We start from the raw sequence: 23,863 nt of genomic DNA, 5'->3' as shown, positions 1-23,863 counted from the left end.
GGACTATCCCACTCGACTCCCGCCGCGGATTCGGTCGATGAGCGACGCCGGTTGTGTGGGTGTGGCGTCGCCGCTGATCCCGAAGGGGCTGTCGTCCTCGACGACCTCGGTGTTGCCCAGGTCGAGCAGGGCTTCGCCGATACCGGTCGCGAAGCGTGAAATGGCCTCCGCGACAGGGCGTCGCTCGATTTCATAGGCGTCCAGCAACCGCGGACCCGCCCAGCCGGCGTGCACCGCGGCCAGCATCCAGGCGAGGTGCGCCGCCTCGCTGATTCCCGTGTTCATCCCCATGCCTGCCATCGGTATCCACAGGTGGGCAGCGTCTCCGGCGATGAAGACCCGATCGCTGCCGTAGCGGTCGGCGACCAGGCGGCGTCCGGTCCACCGGTCGACGCCGAGTATCTCGTGCGGCACTTCGGATCCGACGGCCCGCGTGATCAGGGTTCCCGGATCGATGAGGTCGGTATCGGTGTCGGTGGGCAGGAAAGTGTGGGTGAGCCACAGGGCCTGTCCGTCGATCGCGATGGTGACGCCCAGCGCGTCATGATTCATCGACCAGGTCATCCAGGTGCGTGGGCGAATGTATTCGTTCAACGCCGGTGCCCGGAAATAGGTGGAAACGGCCTGGAAAACGGTATCGGTACCGGTCAGTTGCGCACCCAACTGCTGTCGTACCAGGCTGTTGCCGCCGTCGCAGCCGACGAGGAAGTCGAAGCGATCCGGCCAGATAAAGCCGCTCACAGGGCAGTCTCGGATACTGTTCGGCGTCGTCTATGAACACCTCGACCGCGCCGTACCCATACCGGACCCGCCAATCCCGAGCGAATAGGCACGCCACGGTGACGCACGCGGCGGAGCCCATCCGTGCACCGTGCCAGTACGCCGATAGATGCACAACGATCTCGGTCGCGATTCGAGAGTCCTTGGCGCTCGAAATGTTTCACCGCAGGCCGTATGAGGCCGTCACGTCGGTGACGCGGGTGCGGAGGCGGCTGACTGGGGGCTGGGGGCTGGCTTCCGGCGGCACTGTGGGGTCGGTAGTTGTAGTGGATGTTCCAGACGCAGAGGGCCTCGCGGCGGGTGTCTTCGCTCTGCCAGATGCGGGCCTGGAGGAATTCTTCGGCCAGTATGCGGTGGTGGCGCTCGACCTTGCCGTTGTGCCGTGGCGTGTATCGGGTGATGCGTTGGGCCGCGAGGCCCTCCGCCCACTCGCCGTCCGGCCCCACACCGTCATCGAGCGAGAGCGGCCCATCGGTGGAGAACTCGCCGTACTCTTCGTTGCCGTCCTCCCACTCGTCCCAGCGCCGCTCCATCTCCCCGACGGCGTCGAGCTCTCGTAACAAGTCGATCTTGCGGACCCATCTCCTCGAGGTGACTCACCATTCGCATCCCCTGGCTTCGAATCCACAGCTTCATACTTCGAGCCGAAGGAGGACTCGAAAACTTGGGAATCATACCCACCAGCCACCCGATAAAGAACCCGCCCCCGCCACACGTCATGTGCCGCCGTCACCGCCACAGACGACTCCGCGATCGGTGGCCCACTCGTGCCGACACAGATCCCCGCCGACCATCAGACCCCCAGATATCCCTCTCACCGGTCCACGAAAACAGCGTTCAGGGTATCCGAGGCCGCGGCGCAAGGGTCGGGCCGTCCAGGGGACCCGACTGGCATTGTTCCGCAGCGGTCGTGAGCGCACGTCGTATTGCTTCATCACCGTCCGACGGTCAGGAATGACCAAAGCTGGACCTGAAATTCCCCGGGCTGATGGTGATTTCCGGTACACCGGCATCCCGCCCCGAACTCTGAAGCCGATCATGGGCGATTCACGTGCTCCGCCCTCGGTAGTCGCTTATTTGAGTCGGCAGAGGACTCAGTCAGTCGATATCGAGTGCCTCGGCGATGGTGGGCCAAGATCGAGACAGTTCGTCGGCCCAGTACGGCCAGGAGTGGGTGCCGGTGGGCCGCAGATTCACCGTCGCCGGAATCTGTAGTTGTGCGAGCCGGTTCACGAAGGCGAGTGTGCATGTGAAGGCTCCGGCTTCGAGCGGGCCCCCGACGGTGATGGTGTCGGGGAGGTCGACCCGACCGGGTACGTCGTGTTCGCCGGGGACTCCCGTGCCGCTGGACAGGTAGAGTGCGGTACCGCGCAGCGCTTCCGCGTGTGCCATGACGTCGTGGGCGAGCCAGTCTGGGTCGGTCGGCGGGCCGAACATATTGTCCGGATTTCCGCCATAGGTTGCCACGATCCCGCGGGCATGGGCTTGTCCGACACCGGAGGCGAGGGTGTAGCAGCTGCTGTGGGCCGCGACGGCCGAGTACAGGCCCGGGGTCCGGAACGCGAGCATCATCGCCGCCTCGGCACCCATCGAGACCCCCTCGATCCCGTTGCGTCCGTTGCCCTCGAAATGTGCGTCGATCAGCGGCGGTAGCTCACGGGTGAGGAACGTCTCCCATTTATTTGCGCCCAATACAGGATCGCGCCGCTGCCAGTCGGTGTAGAGATTGGCCGGACCGCCCGTGGTCAGCACGACGTTGACGTTCTTGGCGTCGAAGAACTCCACGGCACCACCGTGCGCTAACCAGTTGCTTCCGTTCTCCGGTGCACCGCGACCATCGAGCAGGTACAGAGTCGGTCGCGGGCGACTGCGGTCGGCCGGCACCAGCACTTGCACCTGCACGACGCGGTTCATCGCGGGCGATTTCACGAATACCCGCAGCCAACGATCGGTGATCGGCTCGATATGGCCGACCACCGGCCGGACTGGGAGACCGAGACCCTCCGAGGGGGCTTGGTAACCGCCCGATGACCCGGTATCCGGCGGCACCGCGATGGCAACCCCGGACGCCATCGCCACAGCCCCCAGTATCACCACTACAGCCGCGACCACTTCGGCAGTCCACCGCCCACAAGCACCGACCATCGCGGCGAACGACCGCCATAGACAGACCTGAACCTGCCCGCACCGGTCACCGTTGTGCGGCAAGGCGGCTTCGATCGACATTTCTTCGCGGGCTGGCTCCGCCAGGGCGTACATGAGGACCTCCGAAGACACGAAACTTTCCCAAGTGAACCAGCAAAACTTCAGATTCTCATCATTGGGAATAATTCAACCATCTGAAGGAAAGGAAGTGTCCAAGCCGCCAACCTTCAGGGGTTGTAAAAGATGAGCCCCGAGGATGCGTGGAGTGATCCGGCATGCATAAGGGCGTATCGCGGTGTCGAACACGCCGCCACCAGCACGCTCATGGCGAACATCCTTTCCCTGCCCATCCAAGGACAAATCAGCCTGTAATTCGGTACGCCTCCGGCGAATGCACTCGCCACTGAGCCAGCCGTCGGGCCCGGTTCCGACACCTTGGACCCGGCCCTTCTCCCAAACCCGCACGTACCAATCAGGCAGCCGGTATGCACTGTCGCCGCGAGCGAACCCCGACACACACCGCTAATTGAATATTTGCATAGCGTCGCGATTTTTACATTCCCATAAGGTAATTCTGTCCACTGCACCGAACGATCTCGTCCATCGTCGCCCGGATGCCTCGCGTTAGATCAAATATGTGTAAGGTCTCCATTTTACTGTCCGGCATTGTCGGCCGCGACAATATGCTCTTGCGCAGGTGGGGAAGCGCTTACAGAGTAAGGACTTCGATGAGCTGTCCTCCGGTCCTGGAACCGGTGAAGTCCGGCGCCGATGCCGCCGCGCCGACGACGGACGACAGGTCCCGCCGATGAGTGCCGCGACAGCCCTCCGCCTCGGCGTCACGACCACACTCCGAGAAACTCCGCTGACGGTCCGGTATCTTTTGGCCGGCGTCATGGTGAATCAGCTGGGCGCATTCACACAGGCCTACCTGATGCTGTACCTGACGCATCAGGGCTTCTCGGTCGGACAAGCCAGTTCGGCCCTCACCGTCTACAGCATCGGGGCCGTACTCGGCATCATGGCCGGCGGCGAATCGACGGCTCGGATGGGCGCACGCACCGCCATCATCACCGGCATGACCGGTTCGGCACTCGCTCTCGGTCTGATTCCGGCGGTGAGCACACCCGGCAGGTTTCCGGTGCTGATGGCTGTGGTCGCCCTTGCCGGGTTCGCCGCCCAGTCTTACCGCCCGGCCGCCGCGGTCCTGCTCGAGGATCTCATGCCGGCTGAGCATCGGGTGATGGCGTTTTCGATGTTTCGTATCGCCCTGAACACCGGTGCGGCTCTCGGCCCCTTGATCGCCACCGCACTCATCCCGATCAACTGGAATACGCTGTTCTGGTTCAACGCGTGCACGGCGTCCTGCTGCGCACTGATCGCTTGGCGGCGATTACCGAATGTCGCGGCCCCGGTGCGCGCCGATGCCCTGGTGTCGCAACCGGAATCCGGGTACGGCGCGATAGTGCGCGACCGACGTTACCTACTTTTCCTGACCGCGACATTTATCACCGCGCTGATCTGGGTGCAGTTCCTGGCGACACTGCCGCTCAGCTCGGCGGCACATGGCCACTCGATCGCCCTCTACAGTGCGATGCTGACGACCGCGTCGGGAATACTGATCGCGTTCGAGCTGAAAGTCACCGCCTACGTGGAACACTGGCGGCCGAACTCAGCGGTCGCCCTCGGCATCGCGATTCAGGGCATCGGTCTCATCACCTATGCGCTAGCGGGCTACGGCGCCGCGCCGATCGCCATCGGCACCATCGTGATGGTGGTCGGCATGATGATCCAGGGCCCGACCATGTTCGCCTACCCGGCCACCTTCCCAACAGCGGTCAGAGCCCGTTGTGTCGCCGTGCATCAGGCGCTGTTCGGGGCCGGTCAGGCGCTCGGGCCCGCGCTCGGCGTGCTCGCGTGGCAGACAACCGGCCAAGGCGTGTGGCTGCTATGCGGAATTCTCGGAATGGTCGGCGCGTGGTGCGCGTACGCGGGAATGTGCACGGACACAACGGGATCGGCAACGAGCGCGCCAACCGGGCACGACAGGGGTTGATTCGCCACGACAGACTTCCGTGCAAAACGGAGGAGTATCAGCGATCCAGAACTCGGGGGCCGACTGTTGATCGGCCACAAGATATACATATGAGCCGGAAGAGGTCGGCATGTCATCGAGTCGGGAACAATTTCCACTAACGCGCGAGCAGGTTGATGTATGGCTTGCCCAGAAAACATTCGATGCCGGCAGCTGGCTCGTCAGTCAATTCCTGGTGATCGACGGAACGATCGACGAACCCCTCCTCGAATCCGCCATACGACGCGTGGTGGACGAGGTGGAAGCGATCAGGGTTCACATTACCGAGACGAATGGCAGCCTCATCCAGGCTCCGACCGATTACCCGGACTGGCGGCTGCCGTGCTACGAACTCGAATCCGAGGCGGACGTGTATGCGATCGCGACGCGTGAGTTGCATGCGAACATGTCGGTGACCGGGCCGTTGTTCAGATTCGCGTTCTTGCGGACCGCTGGTGAACGGTCTTTCCTCTTCCTGTGTGGACACCACATCGTGATGGATGGAACCACCCTGGCGCTCATCGGCAACAGGATTGCGGACATATACTCGGCGTCGAGGTCGGGGGCGGATCCCCAACCGCATTCCTTCGGCTCGTTGCGTGATCTTATTTCGATGGAGTCGGAATACCAAGAGTCCGCCGAATATATCGCAGACCAGAAATATTGGTCCGCGATCTCTCATCCGGAAAACCCAGTCGATTTCGACGGCCGCACCGATGTCGATCGGTATACGCCGGACACATTCTCAGCACCCATGAAGTTCTCTCCTTCCGTCCGGGCAGCCATCGAAGAAACATCCCGAACCAAACGCATCGGCCGGGCGGCGATCATCACCGCCGCGTGCGGGCTCCTGACGTCCATAGCGACCGGGAACTCCGAGGTGTGCCTGGATTTTCCGGTTTCGCGACGAATCCGCGCGAGGTCCAAGAGCCTGCCCGGCATGATCGCCGGTGTGGTGCCCCTGCTGGTGACCATCCGGCCGGGCCAGACTTTCGCCGACCTGTGCGAGCAGGTCGACCAGCGGATACAAGAGGCATTGACACACAGCCGGTTCCCGGTGCGGAAGCCGCCTCACCGCGACTGTGGCTCCTATCGCGGGTCGAGTGTGGAGGTCAATCTTTTCCCGCCATTCCCGACACGGGATTTCGGCGGCGCCTCGGCGACTCGGGTGTTGCTCTCCGCGGGCCCCGTACCGAGCCTGGGTTACTACTTCTTTGTCGACGACGGCGACCTGGTGCTCCGAACCATCGGCACCAGGGCGAGCCTCGATGCCGGACGCCTGCACCAGGCGTTGTCGAGGGTGATGGCCGATCCGAAGGCACCGATCGTATCCGTCGGCCTGCTCGACGAGCAGGAACACCGAGAGCTCGACAGCTTCGGCAACCGATCGATCCTCACCGAACCGCGCAGCACCGGGATGTCCATCCCCGCACGGTTCGCCGCCCGCGTGGCCGACGCCCCGGACAAGATTGCGGTGGTATTCGAGAACAGTTCGCTGACCTACCGCGAACTCGACCTGAACTCCAACCGGCTCGCCCATCTGCTGCGCGACCGCGGCGTCGGTCCGGGAGACTGCGTGGCGCTGCTGCTGCCTCGATCGCTCGACGCCATCGTGGCAATACTGGCGGTACTGAAAACCGGTGCGATGTACGTGCCGATCGACTCGAGCTATCCCGATCAACGCATTGGATTCATCATCGGTGATGCCACCCCCGCCCTCGCGGTGACGACTCCGCAGCTGTCCGCACGCCTGGCCGCTCATGGCATGACCTACGTCCGAACCGATAACTCGGCAATCTGCCGATATCCTGATTCGCCACTACGGCATCCGATTTCGGAATCTCCGGCGTATCTGATCTACACATCCGGAACCACTGGCACTCCAAAAGGCGTCACCATTACACATGCCGACGTATTGAATCTATTCCATGCTGCGGCAAAACATTTAGTGCTCGAGCAGCAAGTGTGGTCACAATTCCATTCCTATGCCTTCGACGTCTCGGTATGGGAGATCTGGGGTGCGCTGCTACACGGCGGGAAGCTCGTCGTCGTCCCCGAATCGGTGGTGCGCTCGCCCGCAGACTTCCTACGGCTGCTCATCACCGAACAGGTCGACACCCTCAGCCAGACGCCGTCAGCGTTCTACGCACTGCAAGACACGGCGCTGCAGGGTGATTCACCGGACCGGCTGGCATTACACGCGGTGGTATTCGCGGGTGAGGCACTCGAGTCCCGCCGCCTGCGCCGATGGTTCGACAACGCGATCCGCGCGCCCCGGATGATCAACATGTACGGCACAACAGAGACAACTGTCCATGCTTCGTTCCATGAAGTCACCGCGAAGGACACGCTCGACACCGCAAGCAATGTCGGTGTCCCACTGGCCGATCTCGCCTTCTTCGTCCTCGACCCGAGCCTACGACGCACACCCGTCGGTGTGCGAGGCGAACTGTACGTCGCGGGCCACAGCGTCTCGCAGGGTTATCACAACCGCCCCGCACTGACCGCGACACGCTTCGTCGCCAATCCATTCGATCCACACGGAGGTCGGCTGTATCGGACCGGCGACATCGTTTGTTGGGATACTGACGGCGAACTCGAATACGTCGGGCGCAGCGACGACCAAGTCAAGATCCGCGGCTACCGCATCGAACTCGGCGAAGTACAAGCCGCGCTCTCGGAGGCCGCGGGCACCGACCAAACCGTCGTCATCGCCCGAGACGACAACCTCGGCGACAAACGCCTTGTCGGGTATGTGGCCGGCGATATCGATTCCCGGTCGGTGCGTGCCCGAATGGCCGACCGGCTCCCAGAATTCATGGTGCCCGCCGCCATCATCGCGGTCACCACGCTGCCTTTGACATCGAACGGGAAACTCGACAAACGTGCATTACCCGTACCCGACTACCGCCCAGTGGTGGCCTACCGAGCGCCATCGACTCCCACTGAAAGAACGCTCACCGAGATCTACGCTCGAATTCTCGGCGCAGACCGGGTCGGTGTCGACGACTCATTCTTCGACCTCGGCGGCCACTCACTGCTGGCCATGCGCATAATCGCCGCCGTCAAAACGGAACTCGATGCCGAAATCGAGATCCAGACCGTGTTCCAGAAGCCGGCCGTATCCGACCTTGCCGAGGTCATCATCGCACGGGCGAAACAAGATAACCGCACGCAAAAACCCGCGCTGCGAAGGTATTCGAGGGATCAGCTGGTGCACCGCTCAGGAGGTTCGTTGTGATTCCGTTGTCGTTCGCACAAAGTCGGCTGTGGTTCACCCATCGCATGGAGGGGTCGTCGGCAACCTATAACCTTCCGGTCGCGGTACGACTGCACGGTGCACTGCACGTGCCGGCCCTGACTGCCGCGTTACGCGATGTCGTTGATCGGCACGAAAGCCTGCGCACCGTGTTCTCCGAAACCGACGGAATCCCCGAGCAGGTGATCATCAGCTCCGACGAGGCCGAATTCGCTTGGGCGATCACCGACGCGACGGATTGGCCGCCGCAGCAGCTGACCGACGCCATCGGCGAAGAAGCACGGAAAGCATTCGACCTGACCCGACAGATCCCATTCCGGGCACGGTTGTTCACTGTATCCGCGCTGGAACACGTCCTGGTCGTCACCATGCACCACATCGCCACCGATGGATGGTCACTGCGCCCGCTGTGGCGGGATCTGAGTACCGCGTACTCGGCGCGCTGCGCCGATCGCGTACCCGGCTGGGACGAGTTGCCGGTCCAGTACCTCGATTACACGCTCTGGCAGCGCGAATATCTCGGCGAACTCGACGACCCGGACAGTCGAATAACGAAAGGACTGACCTACTGGGAAGATACGCTGGCCGAACTACCGGAGCGGCTCGAGCTGCCCACCGATCGACCGTACCCGCCGATCGCCGATCACCACGGCGACAGTGTCACCATCGACTGGCCTGTCGAGTTGCACCGTGCGATCCAGCAGGTTGCCATGGACAATAACGCAACCAGCTTCATGGTCGTCCAAGCGGCCTTGGCCGTCCTGTTGACCCGACTGACCAGCAGCACCGATATCGCGGTGGGAATACCGACGGCGGGCCGCACCGACGCCGCGCTCGACGATCTGATCGGCTTCTTCGTCAACACCCTGGTAATGCGGACCGATACCTCCGGTAACCCCAGCTTTCGAACGCTGCTCGACCGGGTGCGCCAGCGCAGCCTCGATTCCTACGCGCATCAAGATATTCCATTCGAAGTACTGGTCGACCGGCTACGTCCCACCCGATCGCTCTCCCACAACCCCATTGTCCAGGTCTTGCTCGCCTGGCAGAACACCGCGGCGATCGAGTACGCATTCGACGACCTCGCCGTTACCGGCATACCGGTTCATACTCGCACCGCCCGAGCCGATCTCACGATCAGCATCGAGGAACGCCGCACCAGCACCGGACTACCGACGGGACTCGGTGGCAGTGTCGAGTTCCGCACCGATGTCTTCGACACGGCCACGATTGCTCGACTCATACACCGTCTGCACCTGGTCCTGACGGCCGTGGTGACCGAACCTGACCGGTCGATCGGATCGATCGATATCCTCGATCACCACGAGCTGGCGCAGCTGGCGGTGCTGTCCAATCGCGAGGCCCTGGCGGAAATTGCTGCGGGCCAGACCATTCCCACACTATTCGCCGAACAAGTTCAGCGGAGACCGGATACGACGGCCGTGGTGTTCGAGGACAGGTCGTGGAGTTACCGTGAGTTGGACGAGGCGTCTTGGCAGCTCGCGCACCTGCTGATCGAGCAGGGTGCGCGACCGGGCGACACCGTCGCCCTGCTGCTGCCGCGATCAGCCGATGCGATCGTGGCGATTCTGGCGGTGCTCAAGACCGGCGCGGCGTACGTGCCGATCGATGTGAAACTTCCGGACAATCGCGTCGATTTCGTCCTTGCCGATGCGCGGCCGGTGGTCGCACTCACCGTCGCCGAGCATTCCCACCGGCTGGCCGGGCGCGGCGTAGTCGTGGTAGATGTCGATGATCCCGCGATCGCGTCGCAACCGGTGACCACCTTGCCCCCACCGCGCTCTGCTGATCTGGCCTACATAATCTATACCTCCGGTACCACCGGCACGCCGAAGGGCGTCGCCATCCCCCATGAAAGCGCGACACAGCTGTTCGAATCGGTGCGCAAGAGTGGATTCGTGGCCGCGGCGGGCCAGGTATGGACCCAGTGCCACTCATACGCGTTCGACTTCTCGGTGTGGGAGATCTGGGGTGCGTTGCTGCACGGCGGGCGGCTCGTGGTCGTCTCGGACGAGGTCGTGCGATCCGTGCCGAACTTCTACGCGCTGCTGGCCGCCGAGCGGGTGACAGTGTTGAGTCAGACACCCTCGGCGTTCTATGCGCTGCAAATCGTGGAAGACCGTTATCCGCGGCCGCATTCATTATCCCTGGAGACCGTGGTATTCGGCGGAGAAGCGCTGGAGCCGTATCGACTGCTTCCGTGGTGGCGCAGCCATCCCGCAGCACCGCAACTGATCAATATGTACGGCACGACCGAAACCACGGTGCACGCTTCGTTCCGGGAGGTTCGCGAAGCCGATGCGAACGCGATGACCAGCCCGGTCGGTGTTCCGCTTGCGCACCTCGCGCTCAGCGTGCTGGATGGTGCGCTGCGCGAGGTGCCGGTCGGTGTCGTGGGGGAGCTCTATGTCGCGGGCCGCGGTGTGGCACGTGAGTATCTGCGCCGGCCGGGACTGTCGGCATCGCGGTTCGTGGCATGCCCGTTCGGGCCGCCGGGTTCGCGCATGTACCGCACCGGTGATCTGGCGAGGTGGAACTCCTCCGGTGAACTCGAGTACATCGGGCGCCGCGACGATCAGGTGGAGATTCGCGGTTTTCGAATCGAACTGGGCGAGACCGAATCCGTGCTGGCTGCGGTCGAGGGGGTCGTGCAGGCGGTGGTCCTCGCACGCGAGGCGCCGCCCGGGATGAAGCAGCTGGTCGGATACGTCACCGGAGCGGTGGACGCCGCCGCCGTGCGGGCGGCGGTGGCATCGCGGCTGCCGGATTACATGGTGCCGGCGGCGATCATGGTGTTGCCCGCATTCCCACTCACCGTCAACGGGAAGCTGGACAAGCGCGCCCTGCCCGCGCCCGCATTCGATTCCGGCATGCCGTATCGGGCACCGTCGACACCGGCCGAAAAGGCCCTGGTGGAGATCTACTCCCGGATCCTCGGCACCGAGCGGATCGGTATCGACGACTCCTTCTTCGATCTCGGCGGCCACTCACTACTGGCCATGCGGGTCATCGCCGCCGTCGAAACCGAACTCGATGCCGAGATCGGTATCCACACCCTCTTCCAGAAACCGACGGTATCGGGCCTGGCCGCGATCGTTGCCGAACGAGCCGGGCACCGCGTACACACCAGAAGAGCGGCACTGGAACGACATTCGAGAATCGACCTGGGGCTGGATGTCATTCCACTGTCCTTCGCGCAGAGCCGCCTGTGGTTCGTGCATCGGATGGAGGGGCCGTCGGCCACCTACAACATTCCCGTCGCGGTGCGGTTGCGTGGTCGGTTGGATCCACCCGCGTTGGGCATCGCGCTACGCGATGTCGTCGGACGTCACGAGAGCCTGCGCACGACGTTCGCCGAATCCGACGGCACGCCGGGACAGGAGATCATCGCCGCCGAGGACGCCGATCTCGGCTGGAGCGTCACCGACGCGACCGACTGGCCGGAGCACCGCGTCGTCGAGGCAATCCGCGCGCAGGCGCGGTACGAATTCGATCTGTCCACGCAGATCCCTTTCCAGGCCAGGGTTTTCGCCGTTTCCGCGGAAGAACACATCCTCGTGATCACCATGCATCACATCGCCGCCGATGGCTGGTCGTTGCGACCGCTGTGGCGGGACCTGAGTACCGCGTACTCGGCACGATGCCGTGGTCGCACCCCCGGATGGGACGAATTGCCGGTGCAGTACATCGATTTCGCCTTGTGGCAGCGGGATTACATGGGCGAACTCAGTGATTCCGAGAGTACGATCACCGAACAGCTCGCGTATTGGGAGGACATCCTCACCGGCATTCCGGATCGGCTGGAACTTCCGACCGATCGTCCATATCCGCCGGTAGCCGATTACCGCGGTGACAGTGTTGTGGTGGCATGGCCGGCCGAGTTGCACCAGGAAATACACCGTTTCGCCAAAGACGCCGATGTCACCAGTTTCATGCTGGTCCAGGCCGCTCTGGCGGTCGTGCTCTCGAAGCTGAGCGGCAGCAACGACATCGCCATCGGGATACCCGCCGCAGGCCGCACCGACGCCGCGCTCGACGACCTCATCGGATTCTTCGTCAACACCCTGATCCTGCGCACCGACACGTCCGGCAACCCCACCTTCCGCGCATTGCTCGACCAGGTACTCACCCGCAGCCTCGACGCCTACGTCCATCAAGACATCCCGTTCGAGGTACTCGTCGACCGCCTGCAACCAACGAGATCACTCACCCACCACCCGCTCGTCCAGGTCATGCTCGCCTGGCAGAACAATGCGGCGGTCGAATTCGGTTTCGACGGACTCGACATCACACCGGTGCCGGTCGACACCGGCACTGCCCGCACCGACCTGACCTTCAGCCTCGAAGAAACCTTCACCGATACCGGACAACCAGCGGGAGTCACCGGCCTTGTCGAATTCCGAACCGATGTCTTCGACACTGCCACGATCGAGCAGCTCATCGCCCGATTCCGGCGGGTGTTGACGGCGGTGGCGAGGGATCCGGATGTACCCATCGGATCCATCGACCTACTCGGCGCGGACGAATTCCGGGTCCTCGACGACTTCGGCAACCGCTCGGTCCTGGCCCGGCCGCGAGCGGCCGGATCCTCGATTCCCGCCATGTTTGCCGCCAGGGCGGCCGACACGCCACACGCGATCGCCGTGCGCTTCGAGAACAGGTCACTGACCTACCGCGAACTCGCCGAGCACGCCAATCAACTCGCGCACCTGCTCCGCGACCACGGAGTCGGCGCGGGTGACCGCGTGGCGCTGCTGCTGCCCCGTTCGATCGATGCCATCGTGGCCATCCTGGCCGTCCTCGAATCCGGCGCCGCGTATGTGCCCATCGATCCGGCTTATCCGGAACAGCGGATCCGATTCGTCCTCGACGATGCCGCACCCACACTCGCGATAACCACCCCGGATCTCGAGAGCCGACTGTCCGGACTCACCGTCCCCGTCGTCCGAACCGATGATCCCACGAGAGCAACGTATCCGGCCCAGCCGCTTCGGTATCCGAACCCCGAAGGGGTGGCGTATCTGATCTACACCTCCGGCACGACCGGTATTCCGAAAGGTGTGGCGATCACCCACACCGACGTGGCGCGAATGCTCGCCGCAGTCGGAGCGCACCTTCCCCTCGAAGGACAAGTGTGGACGCAATTCCACTCCTACTCCTTCGATTTCTCCGTCTGGGAAATCTGGGGACCGCTGCTGCACGGTGGGCGGCTTGTCGTCGTTCCCGAAGCCACCGTCCGCTCCCCTGCGGATTTCCTGGACCTGCTCATCGACGAACAAGTCACCGTGGTGAGCCAAACGCCTTCGGCCTTCTACGCCCTGCAGGAGTCGGCTCTGCGCACGGATTCCGACGAGTTACCGGATGGCCTGCGACTCGATGCGGTGGTGTTCGGCGGTGAGCAGCTCGATCCGAACCGCCTGCAGCGGTGGTTCACCGATCATCCGCGACCGCCGCGGATGATCAATATGTACGGCACGACCGAAACCACTGTGCACGCGTCGTTCCGCGAGATCACGGCGCAAGACACCCGAGACGCCTCGAGCGTCATCGGCCGCCCGCTCGAGAACCTCGGGTTCTTCGTCCTCGATACCGGTCTGCGGCGGGTGCCGGCAGGAGTGACCGGCGAACTCTATATCGCAGGCCACAGTCTTTCGCACGGCTACCACAACCGCGCCGAATTCACCGCGGCGCGGTTTGTGGCCAACCCTTTCGGCCCCAACGGCGCCCGGCTGTATCGCACCGGCGATCTGGTTCGTTGGAAGGCCGGTGGCGAACTCGAATATCTCGGGCGCGGCGATGATCAGGTCAAGATCCGCGGCTACCGCATCGAACTCGGCGAGGTACAGGCCGCGCTCTCGCGGGCAGCGGACACCACTCGCACCGCCGTCATCGCCAGAGAAGACCAGCACGGCGACAAACGCCTTATCGGGTATGTCGTCGGCACGATAAACGAACGCGCGGTGCGGGCGAGAATGCGCGAATGGGTGCCCGAATTCATGGTGCCCGCCGCGATCGTCTCGGTCGACGACCTGCCGCTGACCCACAATGGAAAGCTCGATAAGCGTGCACTTCTCGCCCCCGAGTTCACCTCGGACAACCAGTTCCGTGCCCCCGAGACCCCCGCGCAGCGGGCCCTGGCCGAGCTCTACACCCGGATCCTCGGCGTCGAGCGGATCGGTATCGACGACTCCTTCTTCGACCTCGGCGGGCACTCACTGCTCGCCGTGCGTTTGGTGAGTGCGATCCGGTCCGAGCTCGGGATCGACATGCCGGTCCGAATGGTGTTCGAAATGCCCTCGATCGGCGAACTGGCGACGCGATTCGATCGTCAACAGTGAGAAGATCCGACCACGCCGGCGGTAGGTGTCACCCGGTACCGGAATCCACCACACCCATCCGCGCCGCCCTGGCAGCCGCAGCAGACGACTGGATCGTCTTCGACCTCGACGGAATCGCGGCGCTGCTGCGGGAACTACCCGACATCTCCGTCCGCTTCGCTATGAAGGCGTGCCCGGTGGACGAAGTCCTTGCCTGCCTGGCGCGGCAGGGCGCCGGCTTCGACGCGGCCAGCCCTCCGGAGATCGCGCAGGCCCTCCGCACCGGTGTACCGGCCGAGCGGATCGATTACGGCAACACCATCAAGTCCGACTCGAACATTGCCGAGGCGTATCGGCTGGGTATTCGGGACTTCGCGACTGACAGCACGGAGGACGTGACGGCGATAGCCGTCCACGCGCCCGGCTCCCGGGTGTTCTGCCGACTCGCCACCAGCGGGGACGGGGCCCTTTGGAGCCTCAGCCGGAAGTTCGGCTGCTCGGCCGAGGACGCCGTCTCAGTGCTGGAGGTTGCGCGGGCCGCAGGCCTTGTCCCGTCCGGCCTCTCCGTTCATGTGGGCTCACAGCAGATGACCTCCGAGGCGTGGCAGAGCGCGCTGGACAGGCTCGCCGCAACGGTCGAGTCCCTGAACCGGCGGGGGATCACACTCGACCACGTCAACCTTGGCGGCGGTCTGCCGGCCGTCGGCTGTCTCGATCGCCAGGGTCGGCCGCTGAATCCCCCACTGGACAAGATGTTCGCCGTGATTCGGGAGGGCACGGCCTGGCTCCGCGAGCTGTCGCCCTCGCCGCTGCGGTTCCTGATGGAACCGGGGCGGCACTTGGTGGCTGACCACGGCGCCATTCGCGCCCATGTGGCCCGTCTGTCCTCCCGGCGCCAGTCGGCCGGTACATGCAGCTGGCTCTACCTGAGCTGTGGGAAGTTCAACGGCCTCTACGAGATAGACGAGCTGCAATATCGGCTGGAATTTCCTTCCCACGGGGGCGGGGAATACGTGTCGGCCATGGTCGCGGGACCCACCTGCGACAGTGACGACGCCTACGCCAGCGATGGCGGTCTCGTCCAAGTTCCGCGTGCCGTCGTCTCCGGGGACCCGGTTTGGATCTTCTCTTGCGGCGCGTACGCCACTGCTTACACGACCGATTCGAACCACAGCAAGTCCCGCAGTCACTCTTGCTTGCACGCCGCTACCACCACGACCGATTCATAGACTGGAAAATCATGAGCATCCACCTGAACGATCAGGGCGTCCTGGTGATCCCGGACGAGTATGACGCCACGCTCGGGACGTTCCTGTTCCTCGATATCGGCTACGACCCGTACAAGTGCCTGATGGCCCTGTACTACACAGCGCAGATCGAGCAGCGCCGGTCGGAGCGGGAGGTCATCGGAGGCGAAGAAGTAACCGTGGCACTGACTTCGGAACACGCGGACATGGAAGACCATTTCGACCCGTCGCGCAGCAAGCGTATTCCGTTCGCGGAGTTGAAATCCGCGATCGAGGAACTCTGGGTGGTCCGCTACCGCGCGAACCCCGAGCCCCACGCGGCTCTCGTCTTCCACCCGGATCTCAGCCCCGCCGCGGAAAGCCTGGCGGCGTGGGAGGAAGCATTCCAGCAACGTCACCCGTACCGGGGACGGATCGAAGGCATACCGGCCTGGGATCCTGACTGACGTCCGAATCGACGGCCAATGCCCCCGTCGCTCACGTCGGCAACAGCCGAACGGATACTGACACCGCGGCCATCAGGATTCCCAGATCGGCCTGTTATCCGGCCAGGAATGCGGCATAGCCCGGGGCCGAATCCGGTGTGGGGGCTGCCGCTCGATGGTCACGCACACCGGATCCAACCCGCGCATCTGGTAGGCCGCCACCTTGTGGTGACCATCCAGCAGGTACCAGATCGCGCCTGCGGAGTGCGCCAACAGCACTGCGGCCGGCCGGCCGGCCGCGATCAGTTGCCTGCGATAGTGCTCGATCCTTTCCGCATCCGGCGGTGGCCACCAATGCGTCGGAATCACCTCGACGTCCTCCGGCTGTTCGAAACCACCCCGGTACCATCCGACCGGCTTCGCGCAATCCACTGCGACAATCCGAATATCGCTGACAGGGGTCAACCGGAGGGTGTACTTGCCGTCCTCGAGAATTTCCAGTAGGGGCGCCAAGGGGTCCGCCAGCCGCTCCACCGGAGTCGGATCGGCCAGCCACGCACGCAGCCGCTGCCACTGCGCCTCGTCCACCCACTCGGTGAGCAGATGCAGATCCCCGGCAACCGGCGGTGCCAGATATCGCTCGGCGAGCCAACCGAGACTGCCACTGTAATCGCTGGAATCCACCAGCACCGGCTCTCCCGCGATCGACAGCAGCGACCCGGTCTGCCCACCACGCACCGAGATGACATCGAGTTCACTCGACACCGTCACGACCTCGGGTGGCCGCTTGCGCTTGGATTTCACCATATCCGGTCCTCGGGGGTCACTGGCGCATGAGACCCGCGCCTGTCATCACCAAATCGGCCTATTGTCCGGCCAGGGATGCGGCAGCTCCCAACGGCGCACACCGTGCGGTGGCTGCCGGACGATACTTACACACACCGGATCCAATCCGCGCCGCAGATAGGCCGACATCTTGTGGTGGCCATCCAGCAGGTAGGACAGTGACTCCGCGCTGTGCGACAACACAATCGCGGCGGGTCGGCCGCCGTCGGCCAACTGCCGACAATATTGCTCGATCATTTCCGTATTCGGCGGTGGCCACCGATGCGTCGGGACCACCTCGACGTCCCAGTCGCCGAAACCACCCCGGTACCACTGGTGACGCTTCCCGAAATCCACGGGGAAAACCCGAACGTCGTTGAGCGTGCACAGCCGGAGGCTGTACTCCCCATCCTCCAGAATTCCCAGCAAAGGCGCCAACGGATCGGCCAGCCGCTCGACTGGAGTCGGATCGGCCAGCCACGTGCGCAACCGCTGCCACTGCGCCTCGTCCACCCACTCGGTGAGCAAATGCGGATCCCGCTCACCCGGCAACCATATGTGCCGCTGCACGATCCAACCGAGACTGCCGGAGAAATCGCTGGAATCCGTCAACACCGGATCACCGGCGATCGACAGCAGCGACCCGTCACTTCCGCCGCGCAACGAGATGACCGCCAGGCCACCGGATACCGTGACGACCTCGGGCGGCGAGGGCTTGTACTTGCCTCTCACCGCGGCCGCTCCCCCGGGGTGAGTTGCTCGACACGATCCTGCATGATGCCGAGCAGATCTTCGAAGAAGTCCGCGAAATCAGGATATGCGGTGCGTTCGGCACCACCGTCGAACCAGATCACCCGGCCGGCCCGTGCACCGCTGTGCACCATGAGCACCAGATGCTCCACCGGACCGGCGACGATCGGCAGCACCTCATCCGCCACGATCCCGGAGTCCCGCAGCGTCCCATTATTTGTGTAGCGCCGCAACAACTCCAAGGCAGGCATCCCGTTCTCGGCGCCGCGCAATTCCGATAGTCCGAAGAGGCCCAAGTCGAAAAAGCATCCTTCCCACCCATCCGCATGCAGCAGGAAGTCACGATAGTCGGACGGGATCGTCAATCGCCGTTCGTATTCGAACTGCTGAATCGCGGCATCGGTGTTCTTGACACGCGGCAATGTCTCCCACTGCTGCTCGGAGTCGAGTCGCAGAAGTTCGTACTTGGCCTTGATTGCCAGCCCGAGCAGGACTGGCCAGGAGTGCTGGGAAGTCAGGGTTCGGTCCTCTGTTCGGTCGTCATCGGTGCCACATATGGTCATCGCTGCAAGCGACCTACACTAAACGCGATACCCGGTCCCGCCAAATTGTTTTACAGGCCTTCGAGTGATGAGCTTCCGCCGAGATAAAGCCGGTCTGAATGCTTTTGACGATAGGGCGGCCGACGCCGATCTGCTCGATATCTACCGTGAGCCCGCGCTGTTAGCGAGAAATCCGTGCAATTCCGCTAGCGGCACGACTTTCCGGCTGATGGCCACCGGATTATTTTGGGCTTCCTGGGTGAACAGCGGCGGGTAGCTCGAAAACCCTTGGTCCAGCCAAAGATTACGGGTCTGCTCGGCCCATCCGGACCACCGCAGATCTTCGTAGAACGATGTCGTGCCGCCCGTGGCAAGCCAGCTGAGCCAGCTACTGTGGCCGTCGAGATGCTCCTCCCACTCCAGGGTGTCGGGGGCGAAATAGCAGATATCGCCTGGGCTTCCGGGGCGACCGAGCGCGGCCGGATCCGCGCCGTTGATCTCGAAACGGCCACCGATGACATCGACGCCGACGAGTAATGTCGGCGGATATCCCGCCGTCATATCGTTCACCTCGGCGAGGCCGGGCATCCGCCGGGCGGGATCACCACCGCCGAAGACCCGCAGCCACCCGTGGTCGACGAGCACTCCGCCGGTATGGAGAGCGAGCGCACCGAGCGCGGATCGCGTACTGACTTGCAACGCATACAGGTTCCGCGCGCCATTCGCGGGATGGACCGGCAGAATCTTGATCGGGACAGGAGCCGATGCCAGCTCCTGATGGATTTCAGGCCAGGCGGGATCGTCGGCCTCGGTGAGTTCGGAAACCGTGCGCATAGGCCGATGATGCCAGTGATGACGTTCGGTGTCTGCGCGGAGCAGTCCGATAGCAAGCGAATTCAACCGCCATCGGACGCAACGGTCAGGCGGCGACCTGCGGGAAATGGATATTCGGATCCAAAGACTCAAATGTATGTAAATTCCCATGCGCGTGGACGGCTCGCACTCGGGATTCTCCGGACCGGTCGGCATAATGCCAGGGATGAGCGTGTCTGATTCGCACCGGAGCGGTTCTACTCGGGACGTCCACCGCGGCGAGTTCCGGACCGGGTGGGACCGGTGCCCGGCGGAGCACTGCTGAGCAGGTGACTTCCGACACCACACACCAGATTCCGGTACTGCCCGAGGAATTCGCCGACCAGTTGAATTTGCTGCTGGCGGACGTGGTTTGGGCCCTTGCGCGGGACAATGATCCGCAACCTTCCGCGAAGCTGACCGCGGCACTGAATAAGTGGCAGGAGCACCCGCTGGTCTCCCGTGCCGCGGTACTGGCCTGCGATGCGGCATCGTTCCCGTCGTGGGGGTTCGAGTCGCTATGGCGGGCGCTGGTGCGCGCCGCGTATCACACCTGGCGCCGGGACCTGGACCGGACAGCACGGATCGACCTGTTGAGCCGCCGCGCGAGAGACGAGAACGACGACGGCTCCAGCCCGGTGGCGGCCGAACTGCTCAACACGGCGATCGCCCTGCGCGAAGAGTGGGAAGTCGACGGCCCGACCGAGGGGCTACCGGCGATCGCCGATCTCCTCTGGCAATTGCTGCGAGCACTGGAGGAATACGGTTCGGCCGGGCCGACCGACCACGCCCGGGTAATGACGCAGGGCGCGCACGCCGGCCGACGCTTGGTGGCCATATACAGCCAGCTGGTCGAAACCGATCGCGCCGCACACCTCTCGTCGCTCGCCGAAGCGATCACGACATCCGCCGGCTTCATCGCCTGGGTCGACGGCCCCCTCGCAGGCGCCGACCAGTCCGAACGCGGGGTTCTCCTGTTCGAGGAACTCGCTGATTCGTTCACCTCGAGGGGATTCCGACGGCTCAGCCGTGCCTGGTCCGAGCACATCGCCCTACTCGACCGAGCCGGTTTCGCAAGCCGGGCCCGCGAGTGGGAGCGGCACCGCACCGAGAAGTTGCGCATCCTCGCCGCGGCGGGATCCGCGGTAGGCGCCGATGCCATGGCACTGCTCGGGCTGCGGAGCCTGGCTCGGCTGCTGAACAGCCACGACCTGCACGCCGAGACCGTATCCCTATCGGCGCATATGGTGACACTCGCCGAAGCCGCGGCCGTCGACCATGCCACGGTGACGAACCTGGCCGACATCGTCCGCCAGCACGGTATCTACCTGCATCGCGCCGGGCAGCGCGCCGAGGCCATGGCCACCTGGCATCGTTGCGTCGAGGTGCAACGGCGGCTGATCGGCACCTCGGCCGATATCGACGGCACCGTGGTGGCGGACGCCTATCACACAATCGTCCAGCAGGCCGAGAAGATCGGTGACCGTTCGGCGGCCATCGAATTCGGCGGCCGCGCGATCGATGAATTGTCACGGTCTGCCGAACTGGATCGGGTAACGCACCTGCCCCATCTGGTTGACAAGTTACGTGCACAAGCGCGTCGGCTGGACAACGCCGGCCGGCGCGACGAGGCCGTCGAGGTGGCCGAGCAGTCCGTGGCTCGGGCCCAGGATCTGCTGATCCTCGATCCAGAGCAGTACCGGCCGAACCTGAGCTGGGCACTGACCTGCGCCGCCGGCGTCCACTTCGGTTCCCGGCGGGCCGAGGCGGCGGACCTGCGATCACGGCAGGCGTTGGACCTGATCGAGGATCTCGCGCAAACCGGCGAGTACACCGCGGCACTGGCCAATGCCCTGCACAATCGGGCCCTGGCCCTCAATCTCCGCGACGACTACGCCCTGTCCATGGAGTCATCCGCCCGGGCGGCAACGTTATACGAGGAACTGGCCGCCGGTAAGGCCGTCCATCGAGCCTCCTGGGCCAATGTGTTGTGCACGCGCGCTATCAGTGCCGAAAACCTGCGCGATTTCGATACCGCGCTCGACTGTGTCACCAAGGCCCAGGAGATCTACTCGCAACTGGCCGAACGGAATCCGGCGAAGTACTCGGGCGATCTCGCCTACGTGCTCAACCGGCTGGCCTCGATTCACCAGAGTATGGGTTCCGCGCAGGTAACCGCGCTGGCGGCCGGGTCGCTGGAGATCTGCGCCGCGCTGCCCGAGGGTCGGGAGCGTGACGATCTGCAGACCTCGGCGCTGAATGCCCTGATCCGGAACCTGACCGGCACCGGACAACCACGGGAGGCACTCGCCCATTCGACGGTGCTGCTCGAAGTGCAGGAGCGGATGGTGGCGCGCGATCCGGCCGAAACCGTCGACCTCGTCATCGCACTTGGCAATCACTCTCTGTGCCTGTCGCAGCTGGGCCGCGAACACGAGGCGCTCGAATATGCTTGCCGCGCCGTCGATCTCGTCCGCCCGCCAGCCGAATCCGAGCCGGGCCCACACCTGGCTCCGATGGCCTCGGCACTCGGCCGGTACGCGAATCAACTCGCCGAGACCGGCCAGGCCGACCGGGCCGTCGAGGTGTCGGCCGAGGCCGTCGCCTGCTATGAGCAACTGCTGACCGACCACCGCGACCTGCACCTGCGCTCCGCCGCCATGTGCTTGGACAATTACGCGCTGTGGCTGGACCGGGTCGGCCACACCGAGGAGGGGTTCGCGGCGGCCGCGCGCAGTCTGGCAATGTTCGAGGAACTACTGGAGCGCGGTGGCGATCGCGCCGATCTCGGCACCTGCTTGCTGAACCATGCCAACCGTCTCCAGCATCAGGAGCGCAATACCGAAGCCCTCGGCTACGCCACGCGCGCGCTCGAGCTGTTCGAAGAGTTGGCGCCCGAGAACCCGGGCGCCCATGCCCCCAACCTCGCCCGGGCACTGCACCTGCAGTCCACCGCACTCGACGGCCTCGGTCGCCACGACGAAGCGCTACCACCGCAGCAGCGGGCCGTACGAATCTGCGCGGCACGAGCGGCGCACGATCGACAGCTCAACCTGACCTTCCTGGCCAAGACCACCTGCGGACTCGGGCAACGACTCGCCCATGCCGGGCAGTGGCCGCAAGCGCGCGACCAGCTGCGCACCGGGGTGCGGCTGTGGGAGGAACTGACCGAACTCGACACCCGGCTGCACTTGGACGGACTCGCCGCGGCGCTGGGCACTAACGCCCGATTCTGTCTCGATCACGACGAATGGGACGAGGCGGCAGCATATTTCGAGCGTGCGGCGACCGCATACGAGGAGTTGGTCGCCCGCGATCCGCGCGCGCATCTGGCGGATCTGGGCTGGGCGGTGGAGAACCACGCGTATGCCCTTCAGAAGCTGGGACGGCGCCGCCGCGCCTCGGCGCAAGCCGATCGCGCGCTGTCCATCTGGCGACGGACCGTAGCGGAATTTCCCGCGGAGTTCCTGCCGAGACTGGCCGCCGGTGAAGCATGGGCGGCGCGGTTCCGGCTCGACAACAACGAATTCGACCGCGCGGCCGGACATATGGAACGCGGTGTCCGCCACTACTGTTCACTTATCGACGCCGGACGCGACGACCTGGTGGTGAACCTGGAAATCGCGCTGCACCGGTACGCACGGACCCTGCACCAGGTGCGGCTCTGCGCGTGGGCCGCAGCAGCAATGGAGGACGTGGTGTACTTGGCGCGTCAGCTGTTCGAAACCGACGCTGCGCAACACCATTTCCGCTTGGCCGATACCCTGCGTGATCAAGCGTGGCTGTATTCGGATGCCGGCCGGCGCCGCGACGCGGTCGACGCGGGACGCGAGGCGCTCGACGTATTGACCGATCTCATCGCCTCCGACGACGAGGATCGCCGCTCGACCCTGGCCGATTATCTCGACTCCCAGGCCGACAGCCTCGCCGAGGTGGGACAGCTGACCGAGTGCCTGGAACTCAACGCTCGCGCAGTGGCGCTCTGGGAGCAGCTTGCGATCGAAAGGGAAACGACAGCGGTTGATTTGGCGTGGTCACTGTGGCACCGAGCCCGCTGGCTGGCCGAACGCGACGGGGACGTCGCGACACTACCCATCTCGCAGCGCGCCATCGAAATACTTCAGCGGACGTCCGAGAATCGTCCGGGCGACGTCAAATACCTGGCGGACGCACTGGTGGATCACGGCCTGCACCTCGCTCGCGCCGGATGGCACACGCAGACACTCGACCACAACAGCCGTGCGCTGGTGTTGTGGGAGGCTTTGGCCGCGGACAAACCCCGGGAACACATTCCGGGGCTCGCCGGTTGCCTCCGGCGACGCGCCACCCATCTGGCCGAATCGTTCGACATCGAAGCTGCCCTCGAAACGTCGTCGCGCGCAATAGAATTGACCGCGCAGGCGACCGAATGGACCCGACGGCGCCACCTACCGGACCTGGCGGCCTGCTGCCACGAGGCCGCACTGCTGTGGCGCGACCGTGACTCCGGTCAGGCACGCACCCTGGCAGTGCGCGCCGTCGGGCTGTACGCGGAATCGGCCCGGCAGGAGCCCGGTATCTTCGACGATCGACTGGCACAGGCGCGGACCACGGCAGCGCTGATCGAGAACGACGATCGACCGTGAT

Annotated in this window: 12 protein-coding genes and 1 pseudogene; 6 read left to right on the top strand and 7 right to left on the bottom strand. The window is 64.3% G+C overall.

From position 1 onward, the window contains the following. Nucleotides 1-3 precede the first annotated feature (3 nt). From OH799_RS00645 to OH799_RS00635, 3 genes and pseudogenes are all read right to left on the bottom strand, one after another. Nucleotides 4-741 carry an FAD-dependent monooxygenase gene (locus tag OH799_RS00645; protein ID WP_406274177.1) on the bottom strand — a complete coding sequence of 246 codons (738 nt, stop codon included), beginning with the start codon at nt 739-741 and terminating at the stop codon, nt 4-6. A 199-nt stretch (nt 742-940) separates the two neighbouring features. Further along, nucleotides 941-1,187: pseudogene (locus OH799_RS00640) on the bottom strand (integrase core domain-containing protein); the annotation flags it as partial. Between the two features lie 691 nt (nt 1,188-1,878). Further along, nucleotides 1,879-3,057: an alpha/beta hydrolase gene (locus OH799_RS00635; protein ID WP_406274174.1), complete on the bottom strand. Its 1,179-nt coding sequence runs from the start codon at nt 3,055-3,057 to the stop codon at nt 1,879-1,881. A 676-nt stretch (nt 3,058-3,733) separates the two neighbouring features. Between OH799_RS00635 and OH799_RS00630 the strand changes: the two genes are divergently transcribed. The 5 genes from OH799_RS00630 (at nt 3,734) to OH799_RS00610 (ending at nt 16,289) form a co-directional block, all read left to right on the top strand. Then, nucleotides 3,734-4,981 (top strand): MFS transporter, encoded by a 1,248-nt coding sequence (locus OH799_RS00630; RefSeq protein WP_406274170.1) that lies wholly within the window; start codon nt 3,734-3,736, stop codon nt 4,979-4,981. 109 nt (nt 4,982-5,090) lie between these two features. Next, complete coding sequence (locus OH799_RS00625) at nt 5,091-8,240, top strand: non-ribosomal peptide synthetase (protein WP_406274167.1); 3,150 nt, start codon at nt 5,091-5,093, stop codon at nt 8,238-8,240. After that, complete coding sequence (locus OH799_RS00620; RefSeq protein ID WP_406274164.1) at nt 8,237-14,617, top strand: amino acid adenylation domain-containing protein; 6,381 nt, start codon at nt 8,237-8,239, stop codon at nt 14,615-14,617. The genes OH799_RS00625 and OH799_RS00620 overlap by 4 nt, the downstream gene beginning before the upstream one ends. Continuing rightward, nucleotides 14,614-15,825 (top strand): ornithine decarboxylase, encoded by a 1,212-nt coding sequence (locus tag OH799_RS00615; protein ID WP_406274161.1) that lies wholly within the window; start codon nt 14,614-14,616, stop codon nt 15,823-15,825. Before OH799_RS00620 ends, OH799_RS00615 begins: the two co-directional genes overlap by 4 nt. 11 nt (nt 15,826-15,836) lie before the next feature. Then, nucleotides 15,837-16,289: a hypothetical protein gene (locus OH799_RS00610; protein WP_406274158.1), complete on the top strand. Its 453-nt coding sequence runs from the start codon at nt 15,837-15,839 to the stop codon at nt 16,287-16,289. Between the two features lie 72 nt (nt 16,290-16,361). Here OH799_RS00610 and OH799_RS00605 read toward each other — a convergent pair whose 3' ends face one another. From OH799_RS00605 to OH799_RS00590, 4 genes are all read right to left on the bottom strand, one after another. After that, on the bottom strand, nt 16,362-17,075 hold the full coding sequence (locus tag OH799_RS00605; RefSeq protein ID WP_406274155.1) for a hypothetical protein: 714 nt from the start codon (nt 17,073-17,075) through the stop codon (nt 16,362-16,364). A 45-nt stretch (nt 17,076-17,120) separates the two neighbouring features. Beyond that, nucleotides 17,121-17,825 (bottom strand): hypothetical protein, encoded by a 705-nt coding sequence (locus OH799_RS00600; RefSeq protein ID WP_406274152.1) that lies wholly within the window; start codon nt 17,823-17,825, stop codon nt 17,121-17,123. Next, nucleotides 17,822-18,406, bottom strand: a complete 585-nt coding sequence (locus OH799_RS00595) for an SMI1/KNR4 family protein (protein WP_406274149.1) — start codon at nt 18,404-18,406, stop codon at nt 17,822-17,824. Before OH799_RS00595 ends, OH799_RS00600 begins: the two co-directional genes overlap by 4 nt. Nucleotides 18,407-18,547: 141 nt before the next feature. Next, the gene (locus OH799_RS00590) at nt 18,548-19,219 is read right to left on the bottom strand and encodes a DUF2625 family protein (protein ID WP_406274147.1); all 672 of its coding nucleotides are present in this window, start codon (nt 19,217-19,219) and stop codon (nt 18,548-18,550) included. A 308-nt stretch (nt 19,220-19,527) separates the two neighbouring features. Between OH799_RS00590 and OH799_RS00585 the strand changes: the two genes are divergently transcribed. Continuing rightward, nucleotides 19,528-23,862 carry a hypothetical protein gene (locus OH799_RS00585; RefSeq protein WP_406274144.1) on the top strand — a complete coding sequence of 1,445 codons (4,335 nt, stop codon included), beginning with the start codon at nt 19,528-19,530 and terminating at the stop codon, nt 23,860-23,862. Nucleotide 23,863 lies beyond the last annotated feature (1 nt).

The sequence above is a fragment of the Nocardia sp. NBC_00881 genome (assembly GCF_045207455.1).
Classification (GTDB): domain Bacteria; phylum Actinomycetota; class Actinomycetes; order Mycobacteriales; family Mycobacteriaceae; genus Nocardia.
Note: the sequence above shows the minus strand (reverse complement) of the source record. Positions and strands in the feature narration are given on the sequence as shown.